Origin of the sequence: Xanthomonas phaseoli pv. dieffenbachiae (assembly GCF_008639345.1) — a bacterium.
GTDB classification, from domain to species: domain Bacteria; phylum Pseudomonadota; class Gammaproteobacteria; order Xanthomonadales; family Xanthomonadaceae; genus Xanthomonas; species Xanthomonas phaseoli.
On sequence record NZ_CP041380.1, the window covers coordinates 2,770,328 to 2,788,447 of the forward strand.

General features: G+C 66.5%; 7 protein-coding genes and 1 pseudogene. 6 read left to right on the forward strand and 2 right to left on the reverse strand.

The features are described 5' to 3' along the window. Positions 1-519 precede the first annotated feature (519 nt). The gene (locus FLG15_RS12660; protein WP_057679479.1) at positions 520-1,947 is read left to right on the forward strand and encodes a DHA2 family efflux MFS transporter permease subunit; all 1,428 of its coding nucleotides are present in this window, start codon (positions 520-522) and stop codon (positions 1,945-1,947) included. A 222-nt stretch (positions 1,948-2,169) separates the two neighbouring features. Here FLG15_RS12660 and FLG15_RS12665 read toward each other — a convergent pair whose 3' ends face one another. Continuing rightward, positions 2,170-7,179, reverse strand: a complete 5,010-nt coding sequence (locus FLG15_RS12665; protein WP_057679480.1) for an NAD-glutamate dehydrogenase — start codon at positions 7,177-7,179, stop codon at positions 2,170-2,172. A 276-nt stretch (positions 7,180-7,455) separates the two neighbouring features. Here FLG15_RS12665 and FLG15_RS12670 point away from each other — a divergent pair. From FLG15_RS12670 to FLG15_RS12680, 3 genes and pseudogenes are all read left to right on the forward strand, one after another. Continuing rightward, positions 7,456-8,111, forward strand: a pseudogene (locus FLG15_RS12670) (TetR/AcrR family transcriptional regulator). Positions 8,112-8,125: 14 nt separating this feature from the next. Further along, positions 8,126-9,433, forward strand: coding sequence for an efflux RND transporter periplasmic adaptor subunit (locus FLG15_RS12675; protein WP_057679481.1), 1,308 nt, complete (start codon positions 8,126-8,128; stop codon positions 9,431-9,433). 12 nt (positions 9,434-9,445) lie between these two features. Beyond that, positions 9,446-12,616: a multidrug efflux RND transporter permease subunit gene (locus FLG15_RS12680; RefSeq protein ID WP_057679482.1), complete on the forward strand. Its 3,171-nt coding sequence runs from the start codon at positions 9,446-9,448 to the stop codon at positions 12,614-12,616. Positions 12,617-13,343: 727 nt separating this feature from the next. Here FLG15_RS12680 and FLG15_RS12685 read toward each other — a convergent pair. Next, positions 13,344-14,339 carry a LacI family DNA-binding transcriptional regulator gene (locus FLG15_RS12685; RefSeq protein ID WP_057680127.1) on the reverse strand — a complete coding sequence of 332 codons (996 nt, stop codon included), beginning with the start codon at positions 14,337-14,339 and terminating at the stop codon, positions 13,344-13,346. A 161-nt stretch (positions 14,340-14,500) separates the two neighbouring features. On the opposite strand from FLG15_RS12685, the gene ptsP reads away from it, so the two are divergent. Both ptsP and pfkB read left to right on the forward strand, forming a co-directional pair. Next, positions 14,501-17,017, forward strand: coding sequence for a phosphoenolpyruvate--protein phosphotransferase (gene ptsP, locus FLG15_RS12690; RefSeq protein ID WP_057680126.1), 2,517 nt, complete (start codon positions 14,501-14,503; stop codon positions 17,015-17,017). Beyond that, positions 17,014-17,970, forward strand: coding sequence for a 1-phosphofructokinase (pfkB, locus tag FLG15_RS12695; RefSeq protein ID WP_057680125.1), 957 nt, complete (start codon positions 17,014-17,016; stop codon positions 17,968-17,970). Before ptsP ends, pfkB begins: the two co-directional genes overlap by 4 nt. Positions 17,971-18,120: the final 150 nt, after the last annotated feature.

Here is an 18,120-nt window from a genome sequence, read left to right on the forward strand (position 1 = left end):
CGTAGCGCCGGATGAGGGTACGGGCAGCTCGGGGACGACCACGTCAGGTTGGCTGTCTTCCGCCGCACCCTCACCCCAACCCCTCTCCCACAGGGAGAGGGGCTTTTCCAGGGGCGATCCCTGTCCGCGTAGGGAGAGGGGCTTTCCCAGCGGCGATCCCTCCGCGTGCCGCATCGTGATCCTTCTCCCTCTGGGAGAAGGTGGCGCGTCGCGCCGGATGAGGGTACGGGCAGCTCGGGGACCAACAGCCCACGCTGCATCGCTTCGCGCGTCCCACATCGCCATCGCGCGCTCACTTCACCGCCAGCCCTGTAAGCCGCGTTCTTTTGCATCACGCCAACACCCGCCACCAAATCGCCGCGTCTGCATCCACAAGCACGCACTGTTGCCCAGGTGCGCTTGAACCCCGCCCCTCACCAGCAGACAATGCCCATGTTGCGCCGCACAACACCGTGCGACGCGGGCCGACCCTGCTGCCGTCTGCGGCGCAGGCGGCGCGGCCCCGCAACCGAGAGTCCGATGTCCTCCAGCGTGTCCGAGGCTGGCGCTACGCCGCCGCCTTATCCCGATTACCGCATCATCTCGCTGATCCTGGCGTGCGCCATTTTCATGGAGCAGATGGATGCCACCGTGCTGGCCACCGCGCTGCCGACCCTGGCGCGCGATTTCGGCGTGGCGGCACCGGCCATGAGCATCGCGATGACCAGCTACCTGCTGGCGCTGGCGGTGCTGATCCCGGCCAGCGGCGCCATCGCCGACCGCTTCGGCCTGCGCCGCGTGTTCGGCGCCTCCATCTGGGTGTTCGTCGGTGGCTCGATCCTGTGTTCGCTGGCCGATAGCCTGCCCACCATGGTCGCCGCGCGCGTGCTGCAGGGCGCCGGCGGCGCCATGATGGCCCCGCTGGGCCGGCTGATCCTGCTGCGCACGGTGGAGCGCCGCCACCTGGTGTCGGCCATGGCCTGGACGCTGGTGCCGGCCTTCATCGGCCCGATGCTGGGCCCCCCGTTGGGCGGCTTTTTCGTCTCGTACCTGGATTGGCGCTGGATCTTCTACATCAACGTGCCGATCGGTATCGCCGGCTTCCTGCTGGTGCGGCGTTTCATACCGGAGATTCCCAGCGAATCGGCGCCGGCGCGTTTCGATCTGCGCGGCTTTCTGCTGTGCGGCACCGCACTGGGCTGCCTGCTGTTCGGCCTGGAAATGGTCAGCCAGCAAAACGGCGTCGGCCAAGCCAGCTGGCTGCTGGCGATCGGCGGCAGCGCTGGGTTGGGATATCTGTGGCACGCGCGCCACCACCCCGCTCCGCTGCTGGATCTGAGCTTGTTGCGGATCGCCTCGTTCCGGTTGTCGGTGATCGGCGGCGCGCTGATGCGCATCACCCAGGGTGCGCAGCCGTTTCTGTTGCCGCTGCTGTTTCAGATCGGCTTCGGCATGAGCGCGGCGCATAGCGGCCGGTTGATCCTGGCCACTGCGCTCGGAGCCCTATTGATGCGCAGCATCACCCCGCAATTGCTGCGCCGTTTTGGCTATCGCAACAGCCTGATCGGCAACGGCGTCCTCGCCAGCCTGGGCTATATGGTGTGCGCATTCTTCCGCCCCGACTGGCCACCGTCAGTGATGTTCGGCTTGCTGCTGTGCTGCGGCGCCTTCATGTCGTTTCAATTCGCCGCCTACAACACCATCGCCTACGAGAACGTGCCGGCCGCGCGCATGAGCCGCGCCAGCAGCCTGTATACGACCTTGCAGCAGTTGATGCTCTCGGTCGGCGTGTGTGCCGGCGCGATGATCCTCAACCTGGCGATGCTGGCCGGCGGCCACGCAACGCCGCGTCAGAGCGATTTCTCGCTGGCGTTTTGCGTGGTCAGCCTGATCTCGCTCAGCGCCACCTGGTGGCATGTGCGTTTCGACAAGGATGCCGGGCGGGAAATGAGCGGGCACCGGGCGTAAACCGGGTGCGGTCGCATTGCGGCCTATTGGCATGTTCTTGAGCCGCAAACCATCGCGCCTGGATATCCACCAGCCGCGCTCAGCGCACGTCGGCGCACGCCATGCGCTACGCCCCCGCACGCAAGAGGCCGCCCGTAGGCGGCCTCTGCATTTGACTCAACCAGGCTGTTTAGGCCACCGCGATAGCGATGCATGCGCTTCGCCATCGCGGCAATAGGTTGCTTACACCCCGTGCGCGGCCAGTTGGCCCAACCGCTGCACTGCCACCGACACGGTCGGGTAGTCCAGGGTCTTCTGCTCGGCTACATCGGCGAGCATGGCCAGGGTGAAGCGCAGACTGGAATCGTCGCGTGCCATCCAGTTGGCCACCTTGTTCTCGGCACTACTGCCGGGCATGGTCAGCACCTGGCCTACCAATGCACGCTGATGCGCGGCCAGTTCGTCGCGCAGCACCCCACGCGCCACCGCATGCCAACGGCCGTTGACCTCCAGCGCGTCGATCTGTTCGAACAGCCACGGCAGCCGCAGCGCTTCGCCCAGGCGGAAATGCACCTTGGAAACGTCCACCGGCTTGAGCTTGCGCGTGCGCGCGGTTTCGATGATGTCGAAGGCCGGCTCCAGATAACGCAGCTCGGACAACTGCTGCGCCAGTGCCGGGGTGAGGCCCTTGTCCTGCCACTCCTGCACGCTGGCTTCGTACTGCGGGCGCTGCGCATCCGACAGTACGCCCGACGCCACGCGGATGTCGTTGAACGGGCCGTGGTAACGCTCCACCGCTGCGGTGATGCCCGGCATCTGGCCCGGACGCAGCAGCAGCCAGCGCACGAACGAGCGTTGCAGGCGCCAGATCACTTCCAGCGCGTCGATCTGCACCGATTCGGGCACCTTGCCATCCAGCGCATCGATCTGCGTCCACAGCGCGCGCGCATCCAGCGTTTCGCGGCTGATGGTGTAGGCCTTGGCGACCTCACCGATGCTGCGGCCGGTATCTTCCTGCATGCGCATCAGGAAGGTGGCGCCCATGCGGTTGATGGTGGTGTTGGTCACCGCGGTGGCGATGATCTCGCGCTTGAGGCGGTGACGCTCCATCGCATCGGCGTACTTCTTCTGCAGCGGCTGCGGGAAGTAGCGCTGCAATTCCTTGGACAGGTAGGGGTCTTCCGGAATATCCGATTCCAGCAACTGCTGGAACGCCACCAGCTTGGAATAGGACAGCAGCACCGACAGCTCCGGCCGGGTCAGGCCCTGGCCGCGCGCCTTGCGTGCGGACAGCTCCGCATCGGACGGCAGGAACTCGATCTGCCGATCCAGCAGGCCCTGCAGTTCCAGCGTGCGGATGAAGTGCTGCTTGGAGCCGAGCCGCTTGACGCTCATGCGCTCCATCAGGCTGATGGCCTGGTTCTGGCGGTAGTTGTCCCACAGCACCAGGTCGGCCACTTCGTCGGTCATCGACGCCAGCAGCTTGTTGCGTGCGTCATAGGTCAGCTTCTTGGCCTGCACCATGTCGTTGAGCAGGATCTTGATGTTGACCTCGTGATCGGAGGTGTCCACGCCGGCCGAGTTGTCGATGAAGTCGGTATTGAGCAGCACGCCGGCCTGCGCCGCTTCGATACGCCCCAGCTGGGTCAAGCCCAGGTTGCCGCCCTCGCCTACCACCTTGCAGCGCAACTCGCCGCCATTAACGCGCAGGCCGTTGTTGGCGCGATCGCCCACGTCGGCATGCGATTCGCTAGCCGCCTTGACGTAGGTGCCGATGCCGCCGTTCCAGAACAGGTCCACCGGCGCCTTGAGAATCGCGTTCATCAGTTCGTTCGGCGAGAGCTGCTTGACGCTGGCGTCCAGGCCCAGCGCGTCACGCACCGGCGCACTGATGTCGATGGATTTGAGCGTGCGCGGATAGATGCCGCCACCGGCGCTGATCAGTTTGGCGTCGTAGTCGGCCCAGCTGGAACGCGGCAGCTTGAACAGGCGATCGCGTTCGGCAAAGGACACCGCTGCATCCGGATTCGGGTCCAGGAAGATGTGGCGATGATCGAACGCCGCCAGCAGGCGGATATGCCGTGAGAGCAGCATGCCGTTACCGAACACGTCGCCGGACATGTCGCCGATGCCGACCACGCTGAAGTCCTGGCTCTGGCAATCGCGACCCATCGCGCGGAAGTGGCGCTTGACCGATTCCCACGCGCCACGCGCAGTGATGCCCATGCCCTTGTGGTCGTAACCGACCGAACCGCCGGAGGCGAACGCATCGCCGAGCCAGAAGCCGTGATCCAGCGCCAGGCCATTGGCGATATCGGAGAACGTGGCAGTGCCCTTGTCGGCCGCAACCACCAGGTACGGGTCGTCCTGGTCGTGGCGCACCACCTGCGGCGGCGGCACGATCTTGCCGCCGACGATGTTGTCGGTGATGTCGAGCAGGCCCTGGATGAACAGCTTGTAGCAAGCGATGCCTTCTGCCTGGATGGCATCACGGTCACCACCGACCGGCGAACGCTTGACGTAGAACCCGCCCTTGGCGCCAACCGGCACGATCACGGTGTTCTTGACCATCTGCGCCTTGACCAGGCCCAGCACCTCGGTGCGGAAATCCTCGCGCCGGTCAGACCAGCGCAGGCCGCCACGCGCCACTGCGCCAAAGCGCAGGTGCACGCCTTCCACGCGCGGGCCGTAGACGAAGATTTCGCGATACGGACGCGGCTTGGGCAGGTCCGGCACGCGCGACGAATCCAGCTTGAAGCTGATGCAGTGTGGGTGCTTGCCGTGCTTGTCGGTCTGGTAGTAGTTGGTGCGCAAGGTCGCATCGATCACATCGATGAAGCTGCGCAGGATGCGGTCTTCGTCCAGGCTGGAAACGCGATCCATCAACTTCAGCAAGGTGGCGCGGGTGGCGTCCTGCTGCGCGTCGCGATCGCCGCCGCGCGCTTCCAACACGGCGTCCAGCGCCTTGAGCGTGGCCTCGTCGCCGCCTGCCAGCGCAGACAGCTCTTCGCGCAGGCGCTCCTGGCCGGCGAAGATCTGTGCCCTGGTTTCGGAACCGGTGGACGGATCAAAGCGCGCTTCGAACAGTTCCACCAGCAAGCGCGCCAGCAGCGGATAGCGGGTAAAGGTGGCTTCGACGTAGGCTTGCGAGAACGGCACTGCCGTCTGCAGCAGGTACTTGCAGTAGCCGCGCAGCAATGCCACCTGGCGCCAATGCAGGCCGGCCGCCAGGATCAGGCGATTGAAGCCGTCGTTTTCGGCATCGCCGTTCCAGATGCGCTCGAACGCTTCGCCGAAGCTGGCATCGGCGTGTGCGGCATTGATCTTGCCGGAGGTCGATTCGACCTCGAAATCCTGGATGTAGACCGGCGTTTCGCCGACCTGCAGCCGATACGGCCGCTCGGAAATCACCCGCAAGCCCATGTTTTCCATCATCGGCATCGCATCGGACAGCGGAATGTCGTCGAGCTGGCGGTACAGCTTTAGGCGCAGGCCTTCGCCAGCATCCAGACGCATGCCATCCTCGCGACGGATTTCCTGCAGGCTCAGATGCAGATCGTCCGGGCCATCCAGCGAAGCGAGATGCTCGACGTCGGAGACCGCCGATTCGATCGAGGAATCTTCGATATAGCCGGCCGGCAGTGCACGACCGAAGTTGGCCGCCATGCGCAGGCCATTGGCCTCGCCATGCCGCGCGACTAATGCTTCGCGCAGGGCATCGCGCCAGTTGCGCAGCAGGTGCGCCAGCCGCGATTCGAGTTCGGTGGTGTTGAACTCAAGCGCCTCGCCGCTCTTGGGACGCACGATCAGGTGCAGCTGCGCCAGTGGCGATTCGCCCAGCACCACGCTGGAGTCGATATATTCGCCGTGCAACGCGTCCTTCAACAAGGCTTCGATGCGCAGGCGCACATCGGTGTTGAAGCGTTCGCGCGGGATGTACACCAGCGCCGAGATGAAACGCCCGTACTTGTCGCGACGCAGGAACAGGCGGCTACGCACGCGCTCCTGCAAGCCGAGGATGCCCATCGCGGTGCGGTACAGCTCTTCTTCGTTGGACTGGAACAGCTCCTCGCGCGGCAGCGTTTCCAGGATGTGGCGCAAGGCCTTGCCGCTATGGCTGCTCGGGGTCAGCCCCGACTTGCTCATCACGTATTCGTGGCGCTGACGCACCAGCGGAATTTCCCACGGCCGGCGGTTGTAGGCGCTGGAAGTGAACAGTCCCAGGAAGCGCTGCTCGCCGACGATGCGGCCCTTGGCGTCGAATTCCAGGATGCCGATGTAATCCATGTAACCGACCCGGTGCACGCGCGAGCGGGCATTTGTCTTGGTCAGGATCAACGCATCCTTGAGCTTGGACGAGGCATTCAAGCCATGCGCGGCCAGCGTGGTCACCGGACGCGCCGGCGAGGTGTCGCGCCCGCGCAGCAGGCCCAGGCCGGTCTCTTCCAGCGGCGCCAGCACGTCCTGGCCATCCTGCTTCTCCACCCGATACTCGCGGTAGCCGAAGAAGGTGAAGTGGTCGGCCGCGGCCCAGCGCAGGAACTCCTGCGCCTCGTGCCGGTTGATGTCGTCGATCGGCAAACGACGCGTCGCCAGATCGTCGGCCAGCATGACCATGCGCTCGCGCATCGCCGACCAGTCCTGCACGATGGCGCGCACCTCGGCCAGCACCTTGCGCACTGCCGCTTCCAGCTTGGGCATTTCTTCCGGCGGCTGGCGGTCGATCTCCAGCACCATCAGCGATTCGCTCTTGCCCTCGCCCACTGCGGTGAGCTTGCCGGACTTGTCGCGCGCGATGCGCAGCACCGGGTGGCCCAGCACGTGCACGCCGATGCCCAGGTCGGCCAGGGTCATGCTGACCGAATCCACCAGGAACGGCATATCGTCGTTGACGATCTGCAGCAGGGTATGCGGCGACTCGTAGCCGTGGCTCTTCAAGGTCGGGTTGAACACCCGTACGTTGACCGTGCCGGCCTTGCGCGCGCGCGCGAACTCCAGCATGTCCGATGCCAGCGCCGCCCACTGCTCCGGCGGATGGTTCGGGAATTCGTCTTCCTCCATGCGCCGGTAGAAGTCGGCGGCGAACGCCTGGACTTCGGCCTGACGGGCGGCCGGGTAGCGCTTGCGCAACGCGGCAAACACCGGCTCGAGGGTAACCGCCTGCGGTTCGGTGGCAAGCACGGGGACGGCACGTTCGGCGACCGGTTTGACCGACGTCGTGGACGATTTCGAAGCGGCTTTCTTGGCTGTCATGAGTAGAGCTGGAATGCTCGGTGGAAAACCTGAATTGTACCGGGGCGCGGTGACGACGCCTTGCTGCATAGCGCAAATGTGCCGGCTGCGATGACTCCTGGCGGCATGCAAAAGCGCTACATCAATGTAGGACGAGGACGCAGTGCCGGGAGGCGGGGCCGGACCGCCACAACCGGCAAAGTCCTGTCGAATGCTTGGCACACAAGGCGTTGCGCAGACAACGCCGCGACCGTCAAGGCTGTTTGAAAACTAAACTGGACGGTATAGTCTACCGCCATGACCCCTCGTTCCCACCGTGCTGCCCGGCGTTCGGACTGCGACCGCCGCATCCATGCGGCCGTGCATGCGCTGCTGGCAGAGCGTGGCATGCGGCTGAGCATGGATGCGGTGGCCGAGCGGGCTGGCTGTTCCAAGCAGACCCTTTACAGCTATTACGGCTGCAAGGAAAACCTGCTGCGCGATGTACTGCAGGACCACGTGCACCTGGCGGCCGGGCCGTTGGGCACGGTCTCGGGCGATCTCCACGCGGATCTGCTGGCCTTCGCGCTGGCCCATCTTGACCGTTTGAACAACCCCGATGTGCTACAGACCTGCCGTCTGGTCGAAGCCGAGTCGCATCGGTTCCCGACCAGTCGCAGCAGATCTTCCACGACGGCGTGGTCGGCATGCAGCAGCGCCTGGCGCATCGCTTCGAACAGGCGATCGACGCCGGCCAACTGCGGCATGACGATCCGCACTTCATGGCCGAACTGCTGCTGAGCATGATCGTCGGGCTGGATTTCGACCGCCAACGGTTTCAAGTCCCCCATCGCGCCGGCCTTCCCGCCAGGCAGCGATGGGCGCAGTTCGCCGTGGACACCTTCCTGCGTGCGTTTGCTCCGGCTTCTGCCGCGCCGACGTCGCCACCTTCTCTTCTCACTTCAAGACCCTAACGGAGTTCCTCCTGATGATTGCCCCGCTCCGCACATTCGGCCTGGCCTGTGCCATCACCGTGGCGCTGGCTGCCTGCAGCAAGCCCGAACAACAGCAGGCGCCGCCGCCGCCGGAAGTGTCGGTGCTGGAGATGAAGCCGCAGACGCTGCCGCTGGAACGCGACCTGGTCGGCCGCCTGTCGGCGTACCGTTCGGCGGACGTGCGCGCGCGCGTGGACGGCGTGGTGCTCAAGCGCCTGTACACCGAAGGCGCCAACGTCACCGAAGGCCAGCCGCTGTTCCAGATCGATCCGTCGCAGCTGAAGGCCACGTTGCTGCAGGCGCAGGGCCAGCTGGCCGCCGCCGAAGCGACCTATACCAACGCCAAGATCGCCGCTACGCGTGCACGCAGCCTGGCGCCGCAGCAGTACGTCTCGCGCGCCGACATCGACACCGCCGAAGCCAACGAGCGCTCATCCGGCGCCAACGTGCAACAGGCGCGCGGGGCGGTCGAAGCGGCGCGCATCCAGCTCGGTTTCGCCACTGTGACCTCGCCGATCACCGGCCGCGCCGGTATCCAGCGCGTGACCGAAGGCGCGCTGGTCGGTGCCGGTGAAGCCACCCTGCTGACCACCGTCGACCAGATCGACCCGCTGTACGTGAACTTCGCCATGAGCAGCGAAGAGCTGGCTGCCCTGCGTCAGGCGCAGAGCAGCGGCAACGTGCAGCTCAGCGGCGACGGCAAGTCGTCCATCAACGTGGAGTTGGGCAACGGCACGCAATACCAGCACCCCGGCACGTTGGACGTGTCTGCGGTAACGGTGGACCCGAGCACCGGTGCGGTGTCGTTGCGCGCCACCCTGCCCAACCCCGAACAATCGCTGCTGCCGGGCGCCTTCGTGACCTTCAAGGCCAGCCTGGGCCAGCGCAACAATGCCTACCTGCTGCCGCAGCAGGCAGTGCAGCGCGATGCCACCGGACCCTACGCCCTGGTGCTGGGCAAGGACGGCAAGGTGGTCCGCAAGAACCTGACCGTCGACGGCCAGCAGAAAGGCCAGTGGATCGTCACCGGCGGCATGACCCCGGGCGACCAGGTCATCGTCGATGGCGTGCAGAAGGCCAAGGAAGGGCAGCCGGCCAAGGGCGTGCCGTGGGATCCGAACAAGCCGGCACAAGGCGGCCAGCCCGGCGCACCGGGCGCGGCGCCTGCCGCGGCACAGGGCGGCGACGCGCAAGCCGCACCGTCCGCCGACAAGGCCGATGCAGCGGCGCCGGCCGCCCAGCAACAGCCCAAGCAGGATGCGGCCGCGCAACCGGCCGACTCCCAGTCCAAGCAGCAGTGACGGAACCCGGACATGCCTAAGTTTTTTATCGAACACCCGGTCTTTGCGTGGGTGGTGGCGATCCTGATCTCGCTTGCGGGCGTGATCTCGATCCTGAATCTGGGTATCGAGTCGTACCCGACGATCGCCCCCCCGCAGGTCACCGTTACCGCCAACTTCCCCGGCGCCAGCGCCGACACCGCAGAAAAGGCGGTGACCCAGGTCATCGAACAGCAGCTCACCGGCATCGACCACCTGCTGTACTTCAACTCGTCCTCGGCCGCCAACGGCCGCGTGACCATCACGCTGACTTTCGAAACCGGCACTGATGCGGATATCGCGCAGGTGCAGGTGCAGAACAAGGTGTCGCTGGCCACGCCGCGCCTGCCGTCGGAAGTGACCCAGCAAGGTGTGGTGGTGGCCAAGGCCAACGCTGGCTTCCTGATGGTGGCTGCGCTGCGCTCTGACAACCCGTCGATCAACCGCGACGCGCTCAACGACATCGTCGGCTCGCGCGTGCTCGAGCAGATCTCGCGCGTGCCCGGCGTGGGCAGCACCAACCAGTTCGGCGCCGAATACGCAATGAACATCTGGTTGAACCCGGAGAAACTGCAGGGCTACAACCTGTCGGCGACCCAGGTGCTGACTGCGGTGCGTAACCAGAACGTGCAGTTCGCTGCCGGTTCGGTGGGCGCCGACCCGACCCCGGAAGGCATCAGCTTCACCGCCACGGTGTCGGCGGAAGGCCGCTTCAGCTCGCCCGAGCAGTTCGAAAACATCATCCTGCGGACCGACAACAACGGCGCCACCGTGCGCTTGAAGGATGTCGCGCGCGTGACCGTGGGGCCGAGCAACTACGGCTTCGATACCCAGTACAACGGCAAGCCCACCGGTGCCTTCGGTATCCAGCTGTTGCCGGGCGCCAATGCGTTGAACGTGTCCGAGGCGGTCGGCGCCAAGCTCGACGAACTGCAGCCCACCTTCCCGCAGGGCGTGACTTGGTTTGCGCCGTACGAATCGACCACCTTCGTGCGCATCTCCATCGAGGAAGTGATCCACACGCTGGTGGAAGCCATCGTGCTGGTGTTCCTGGTGATGCTGCTGTTCCTGCAGAACTTCCGCGCCACCGTGATTCCCACGCTGGTGATTCCGGTCGCGCTGCTGGGCACGTTCTTCGGCATGTACATGATCGGCTTCACCATCAACCAGCTGACGCTGTTTGCGATGGTGCTGGCGATCGGCATCGTGGTGGACGATGCGATCGTGGTGATCGAGAACGTCGAACGCATCATGAGCGAGGAGCACCTGGAGCCGAAGGCGGCCACCCAGAAGGCGATGACCCAGATCACCGGCGCGGTGGTGGCCATCACCGTGGTGCTGGCGGCCGTGTTCATCCCCTCCTCGCTGCAGCCTGGCGCCTCGGGCGCGATCTACAAGCAGTTCGCGTTGACCATCGCCATGTCGATGGGGTTCTCTGCGTTCCTGGCGTTGAGCTTCACCCCGGCACTGTGCGCGGCGTTCCTCAAGTCGACCCACTCGACCAAGAAGAACTGGGTCTACCGCACCTTCGACAAGTACTACGACAAGCTGGCGCATCGCTATGTCGGCGTGGTCGGCCATACCCTCAAGCGCTCGCCGCCGTGGATGATTGCGTTCGTGGCGCTGGTGGTGCTGTGCGGCTTCCTGTTCACGCGCATGCCGGGCAGCTTCCTGCCGGAAGAAGACCAGGGCTTTGCGGTGGCCATCGTGCAGCTGCCGCCGGGCGCGACCAAGATCCGCACCAACGAGGCGTTCGCGCAGATGCGTGCGGTGCTGGAGAAGCAGCCGGCCGTGGAAGGCATGCTGCAGATCGCCGGCTTCAGCTTCCTGGGCTCGGGCGAAAACGTCGGTATGGGCTTCATCCGGCTCAAGCCGTGGGAAGAACGCGACGTCACTGCCGAGCAGTTGATCCAGCAGCTCAATGGCGCCTTCTACGGCATCAAGGGCGCGCAGATTTTCGTGGTCAACCTGCCCACCGTGCAGGGCCTGGGCCAGTTCGGCGGCTTCGACATGTGGCTGCAGGACCGCTCCGGTGCCGGCCAGGAGGCGCTGATCAATGCGCGCAACATCGTGCTCGGCAAGGCCGCGGAGAAGCAGGACGCCCTGGTTGGCGTGCGTCCGAATGGCCTGGAAAACTCGCCGCAGCTGCAGTTGCACGTGGACCGCGTGCAGGCGCAGTCGATGGGCCTGGATGTCAGCGATATCTATAGCTCGATCCAGCTGATGCTGGCGCCGGTGTACGTCAACGACTACTTCGCCGAGGGCCGCATCAAGCGCGTCAACATGCGTGCCGACGATCAGTTCCGCGCCGGCCCGGAGTCGCTGCGCGACTTCTTCACGCCCAGTGCCACCGCCACCGGTGCCGATGGTCAGCCGGCGATGATTCCGCTGAGCAACGTGGTCAAGGCCGAGTGGAACTACGCCTCGCCGGCCCTGAACCGCTACAACGGCTATTCCGCCGTGAATATCGTCGGCAACCCGGCACCGGGCGGCAGTTCCGGCCAGGCGATGAGCGCGATGGAAGATATCGTCAACAACGATCTGCCGCCGGGCTTCGGTTTCGACTGGAGCGGCATGTCGTACCAGGAAATCATCGCCGGCAATGCGGCCACGCTGTTGCTGGCGTTGTCGGTGGTGGTGGTGTTCCTGTGCCTGGCCGCGCTTTATGAAAGCTGGTCGATTCCGGTGGCGGTGCTGCTGGTGGTGCCGATCGGCGTGTTGGGCGCGATCACCTTCTCGATGTTGCGCGGATTGCCGAACGATCTGTACTTCAAGATCGGCATGATCACGGTGATTGGCCTGGCGGCGAAGAACGCGATCCTGATCGTGGAATTCGCCGTGGAGCAGCGTGCGGCGGGCAAGACCCTGCGCGAGGCCACCCTGGAAGCGGCGCACCTGCGCTTCCGCCCGATCCTGATGACCTCGTTCGCGTTCATCCTGGGCGTGCTGCCGCTGGCCATCTCCACCGGTGCCGGCGCCAACTCGCGCCACTCCATCGGTACCGGCGTGATCGGCGGCATGGTGTTCGCCACCGTGCTCGGCGTGATCTTCATCCCGCTGTTCTTCGTGGTGGTGCGGCGCATGCTGGGCGACAAGCTGGACGAGCAGTCCAGGGAATATCTGGCCGTGCAGAACGACGGTGGCACCCACCGCCCGGATCGCTGAGTCAGGCAGTCGCTGCAACACCAAAAGCCCCGGCACTGCCGGGGTTTTTTTGTGCATGGCTACGAGTGATTCCCTGATGCGGTGTCACGCAAGCGCTGAGGATTCGGTTCGAATCTCGGTTGTCTCGAGTCGACTGCGGTGATCGCCCGAGAGCGGCTGATCTACGAAATGGCTGCAGGGCCCTTGCCCGCCCACCATCGCGGGACACGCTGCAAGTACGTCCTTGTAAGCTCTTACACGGCATCCATGCCGCGTAAGGTCCCGCGACGGTGGGCGGGCAAGGACCAGTAACGATGGTCGGTGAGTAGAGTTTCCAACAAAGCAATCAGCAAATTGCGCGACGCGGTGTGCTCGCTCTTCAACAAGGAACCAGCACCCTGTCTAGCACGGTGCCCTCGCCGCTTGCGGACCGTTGGCGGCATGGATGCCGCCGTCGAGCCCCCAGGGAAGGGTTCACGGCGTGTCCCGCGAGCGGTGAGGACGCCGCGCGCGCGACAAATCAGGCTAAGTGAGCAATGACCAGTCACGATGGTCGGTACGCACAGCTCTCACTAGCACAGCCAGCAAACTCTCTTGCGCGGTGCCCTCGCCGCTTGCGGGACCGTTGGCGGCATGGATGCCGCCATCGAGCCCCCATGGACGGGTTTACGGCGTGTCCCGCGAGCGGTGAGGACACCGCGCCGCGACCAACCAGCTTTGGGGCCGCGCTGGCGACACCCCGGACACGTTAGATGCCCGGCACGCGCGCACCAGTCGAACCACGCACCACACAGCGCCCGGTCATGACCATGCGGCGGATTGGCAATTGCGGATTGCTTAGCCGTTCCAGCAGCAAGGACATCGCCGCCCGGCCCATGTCTTCCACCGGCTGCTCGACCACGGTGATGCCCGGCTCGACCAGATCGGTCCAGCGCTCGTTGTCGAACCCGGCCAGGGCCAGGTCCTGCGGCAGGCGCAGGCCGGCGGTGCGTGCGGCCTTCAGCGCGCCCATGAGCAGCAGACTGTTACTGGTGACGATGGCCTCGGGCCGGTCGTCGCTGGCCAGCCATGTACCCAACTCGGCAATCGCCGCCTCGGCGGTGGGTGCCACTTCGCGGTAATCCGGCTGCAGCCCCTGCGCGCGCATCGCGGCCAGGTAACCGTCGCGACGCTCGGCCGCGGTGGTGCTGGTGCTGCCGAACAGCCCCCCGATGCGCCGGTAGCCCTGCGCCTGCAGATGCGCCACCAGCTCGGCCATGGCCGCGCCGTTGTCCAGCACCACGCTGTCGTAGCGGCTGCCGGGGCCGGCACGGTCTACCAGCACGGTGGGGTAGTCCAGCGCCAACTCGTGCATGCGCCCCACCGTGACCCGGGTCGGGGCGAAGATCAATCCGGTGATGCGCTCTTCCTGCATCAGCTCCAGGTACAGCGCCTCGCGTTCGGGGTCTTCATCGGTATTGCACAGGGTCACGCGCATACCGGCACGGTACGCGACCTCTTCCACCGCGCGGATCAGCGCCGTGAAGTACGGGTTGCGGATGTCGGCCACGATCACCCCCAGGATGCCGGATTGCTGGGATCGCAATCGCCGCGCCATCAGGTTGGGCCGATAGCCGGTCTGGCGCACCGCCGCTTCCACCTTGGCGCGTACGTCGTCGCTGACCGGGCCATTGCCCAGCGCGCGCGACACCGTGGACTTGGACACACCGGCCACGCGGGCCACGTCATTGATGCTGATACTCACTGGGACCGTTCCCGCTCCATTTTGCGCACCTTGACCCAGGCACGGTGTCGGCCCTGATGCTAACCCGAAAGCACTACAGTGTTTTTTTGCACCGCACATTGACCTGGATCGTGGGAACGTTCCCACTATACTTCCCAGCCCGACCTCATCCGGAGCCCGTCTTGTCCTCTCCGTCGCCAGCCCCCGTCACCCCCGACCTTGTGCGCCTGCGCGCCTCCGCCCGCGACAAGGACGACGCCATCGCCCAGGCCGCCCAGTTGCTGGTCGCGGCCGGCTGCGTGGCGCCGGGCTACGATGCCAGCATGCGGCGCCGCGAAGGACTGGCGAACACCTTCCTCGGCCACGGCCTGGCGATCCCGCACGGCGTCGGCGAAGACCGCCACCTGGTACGCCGCGACGGCATCGCAGTGCTGCAACTGCCCGACGGCGTGGAATGGAACCCCGGCCAGGTCACCCGGCTGGTGGTCGGCATCGCCGCGCAGTCCGATACCCACATCACCCTGCTGCGCCGGCTGACCCGGCTGATCCAGGACCCGGCCCAGCTCGAAGCGCTGTTCAGTACCGACGACCCCGGCGTGATCGTGGCCGCACTCACCGGCGACCGCGCGCCCGAGACCACTGCCGCGCCGGCCACCGACCTGGCCGAAACATTCGAGTGGACCATCGCCTACCCCAGCGGCCTGCACGCGCGCCCGGCCACCCGCTGGGCCGAGACCGCACGCGGATTTTCCGCACGTGCGCAGGTGCGCGCCGGCGACCAGGCCGCCGATGCCAAGAGCCTGGTCGGCCTGCTGCAGCTGGGCCTGCGTGCCGGCGACCGCATCACCGTCTCGGCCGAAGGCAGCGACGCCGCGGAACTGCTCAAGCGCCTGCGCGCCGTCATGGACAGCCTCACCGCGCAGGAAAAGGCCGATGCCGAGCGCGCCGCGCAACGTCGCGCCGCCCCAGTGGCCGGCTGGACGCCGCCACAGGCGCAGCCGGCCATTGTCGGCATCGGCGCCAGCCCGGGCGTGGCGATCGGCATCGTGCACCGCCTGCGCGCTGCGCAGACCGAAGTGGCCGATCAACCGGTGGGCCTGGGCGATGGTGGCGCGCAACTGCACGACGCGCTGACCCGCACCCGCCAGCAGCTGGCGGCGATCCAGGACGACACCCAGCGCCGGCTCGGTGCCTCGGACGCGGCCATCTTCAAGGCCCAGGCCGAACTGCTCAACGACACTGACCTGATCACCCGCACCTGCCAGCTGATGGTCGAAGGCCACGGCGTGGCGTGGTCGTGGCACCAGGCGGTGGAACAGATGGCCTCCGGCCTGGCCGCCCTCGGCAACCCGGTGCTGGCCGGCCGCGCGGCCGATCTGCGCGACGTCGGCCGCCGCGTACTGGCCCAGCTCGACCCGGCCGCCGCCGGCGCCGGTCTCACCGACCTGCCCGAACAGCCGTGCATCCTGCTCGCCAGCGACCTGTCGCCTTCTGACACCGCCAACCTGGACACCGCGCGCGTGCTCGGCCTGGCCACTGCGCAAGGCGGCCCGACCTCGCATACCGCGATCCTGTCGCGCACCCTGGGCCTGCCGGCGCTGGTCGCAGCCGGCGGCCAGTTGCTGGACATCGAAGATGGCGTCACCGCCATCATCGACGGCAGCAGCGGACGCCTGTACATCGACCCGTCCGCGCAGGATCTGGACGCGGCCCGCACGCATATCGCCGAGCAGCAGGCCATCCGCGAGCGCGAAGCCGCGCAGCGCGCGTTGCCGGCCGAAACCAGCGACGGCCACCACATCGACATCGGCGCCAACGTCAATCTGCCCGACCAGGTGGCGATGGCGCTGACCCAGGGCGCCGAGGGCGTTGGCCTGATGCGCACCGAATTCCTGTTCCTGGAAAGCGGCCGCACCCCCAGCGAAGACGAACAACACGCCACCTACCTGGCCATGGCGCAGGCGCTGGATGGCCGCCCGCTGATCGTGCGTGCGCTGGATATCGGCGGCGACAAGCAGGTGGCGCATCTGGAATTGCCGCACGAAGAAAACCCGTTCCTGGGCGTGCGCGGCGCGCGCCTGCTGCTGCGCCGCCCCGACCTACTGGAGCCGCAACTGCGTGCGCTGTATCGCGCCGCCAAGGACGGGGCGCGGCTGTCGATCATGTTCCCGATGATCACCTCGGTGCCGGAACTGGTCGCGCTGCGCGCCATCTGCGCACGCATCCGCGTCGACCTCGATGCACCGGAGGTGCCGATCGGCATCATGATCGAAGTGCCGGCCGCCGCCGCGCAGGCCGACGTGCTGGCGCGCCACGCAGACTTCTTCTCGATCGGCACCAATGACCTCACCCAATACGTGCTGGCGATCGACCGCCAGAACCCGGAACTGGCCGCCGAAGCCGACAGCCTGCACCCGGCGGTGCTGCGCATGATCCGCAGCACCATTGACGGTGCACGCAAGCACGAGCGCTGGGTCGGTGTGTGCGGCGGCCTGGCCGGCGACGCGTTCGGCGCCAGCCTGCTGGCCGGTCTGGGCGTGCAGGAATTGTCGATGACGCCCAACGATATCCCGGCGGTCAAGGCACGCCTGCGTGGCGCCGCGCTGAGCCAGCTGCAACAGCTCGCCGAACAGGCACTGGCCTGCGAAACCGCCGAACAGGTACGCGCATTGGAAGCCAAGCGCGAGGACAAGGCATGAGCCTGCAGGCCATCACCGTCACGCTGAACCCGGCGATCGACCAGACCATCCAGCTCGAACACCTGCAGCCGGGCGCCGTGCACCGCGCCAGCAGCGTGCGCAACGATGCCGGCGGCAAGGGCATCAATGTGGCCGCGTGCCTGGCCGACTGGGGCAGCCAGGTGGCCGCGCTGGGCGTGCTCGGGGTCGGCAACGCCGGCGTGTTCGAAGCACTGTTCCGCGAGCGCGGCATCACCGATCACTGCCAGCGCGTGGCCGGCGAAACCCGCACCAATCTCAAGCTGGTCGACGCGCGCAGCAACGACACCACCGACATCAACCTGCCCGGCCTGCGCTTGGGGCCTGCGCATCTGCAAGGCGTGGCCGATCATCTGGCCCCGCTGCTGCGCCCCGGCCTGCCGGTGGTGCTGTCGGGCAGCCTGCCGTCCGGGCTGCCGGACGACAGCTGGGCGCAGTTGCAGGCCCAGGCCAGCGCTACCGGTGCGCGCGTGCTGCTGGACACCAGCGGCATGCCGCTGGTGAAAGCGCTGGATGCCGCGCGCGAGGCGCTGCCGTATGCGGTCAAGCCCAATCGCGACGAACTCGCAGCCTGGACCGGCCGCCCCTTGAAGGATCGCGGCGCACTCAGCGCCGCCGCACACGAACTGATCGCACGTGGCATCCAGCTGGTGGTCATTTCGATGGGCACCGAAGGCGCCTTGTTCGTGCAGCGCGACCAGCGGTTGATCGCCCGCCCACCACGCCTGGCGCACGGTAGCAGCGTGGGTGCAGGCGATGCGATGGTGGCCGGATTGGCCGCTGCGCTGCTGGACGAGGCAACCACGCTGGAGCAATGCGCGCGGCTGGCCACGGCGTTTTCGATGTGCCGGCTGGAAAGCGGCGACGCGCGTCGGATTACCCACGAGGGCGTGCGCCGCGCCGCAACCGACGTCTTGATCGAAGCACTGTCATGAGCCGCCATTGGCCACTGCCGATGCATGCACCCAGGCGTTCGTCGGGCTGGCGGTCGCAGACAACGGCAGATCGCCCGCCTCACCGCCACGCCTAACGCTTGAAATTCCCCCCGCCGACAACACCGGCGACCGCAACACAGCAGGAGTTTT

Bases quoted from the DNA above. Each gene is read 5' to 3' on its own strand.
- FLG15_RS12680 (WP_057679482.1), top strand. From the start codon at position 9,446: ATGCCTAAGTTTTTTATCGAACACCCGGTCTTTGCGTGGGTGGTGGCG.
- FLG15_RS12675 (WP_057679481.1), top strand. From the start codon at position 8,126: ATGATTGCCCCGCTCCGCACATTCGGCCTGGCCTGTGCCATCACCGTG.
- FLG15_RS12660 (WP_057679479.1), top strand. From the start codon at position 520: ATGTCCTCCAGCGTGTCCGAGGCTGGCGCTACGCCGCCGCCTTATCCC.
- pfkB (WP_057680125.1), top strand. From the start codon at position 17,014: ATGAGCCTGCAGGCCATCACCGTCACGCTGAACCCGGCGATCGACCAG.
- FLG15_RS12665 (WP_057679480.1), bottom strand. From the start codon at position 7,179: ATGACAGCCAAGAAAGCCGCTTCGAAATCGTCCACGACGTCGGTCAAA.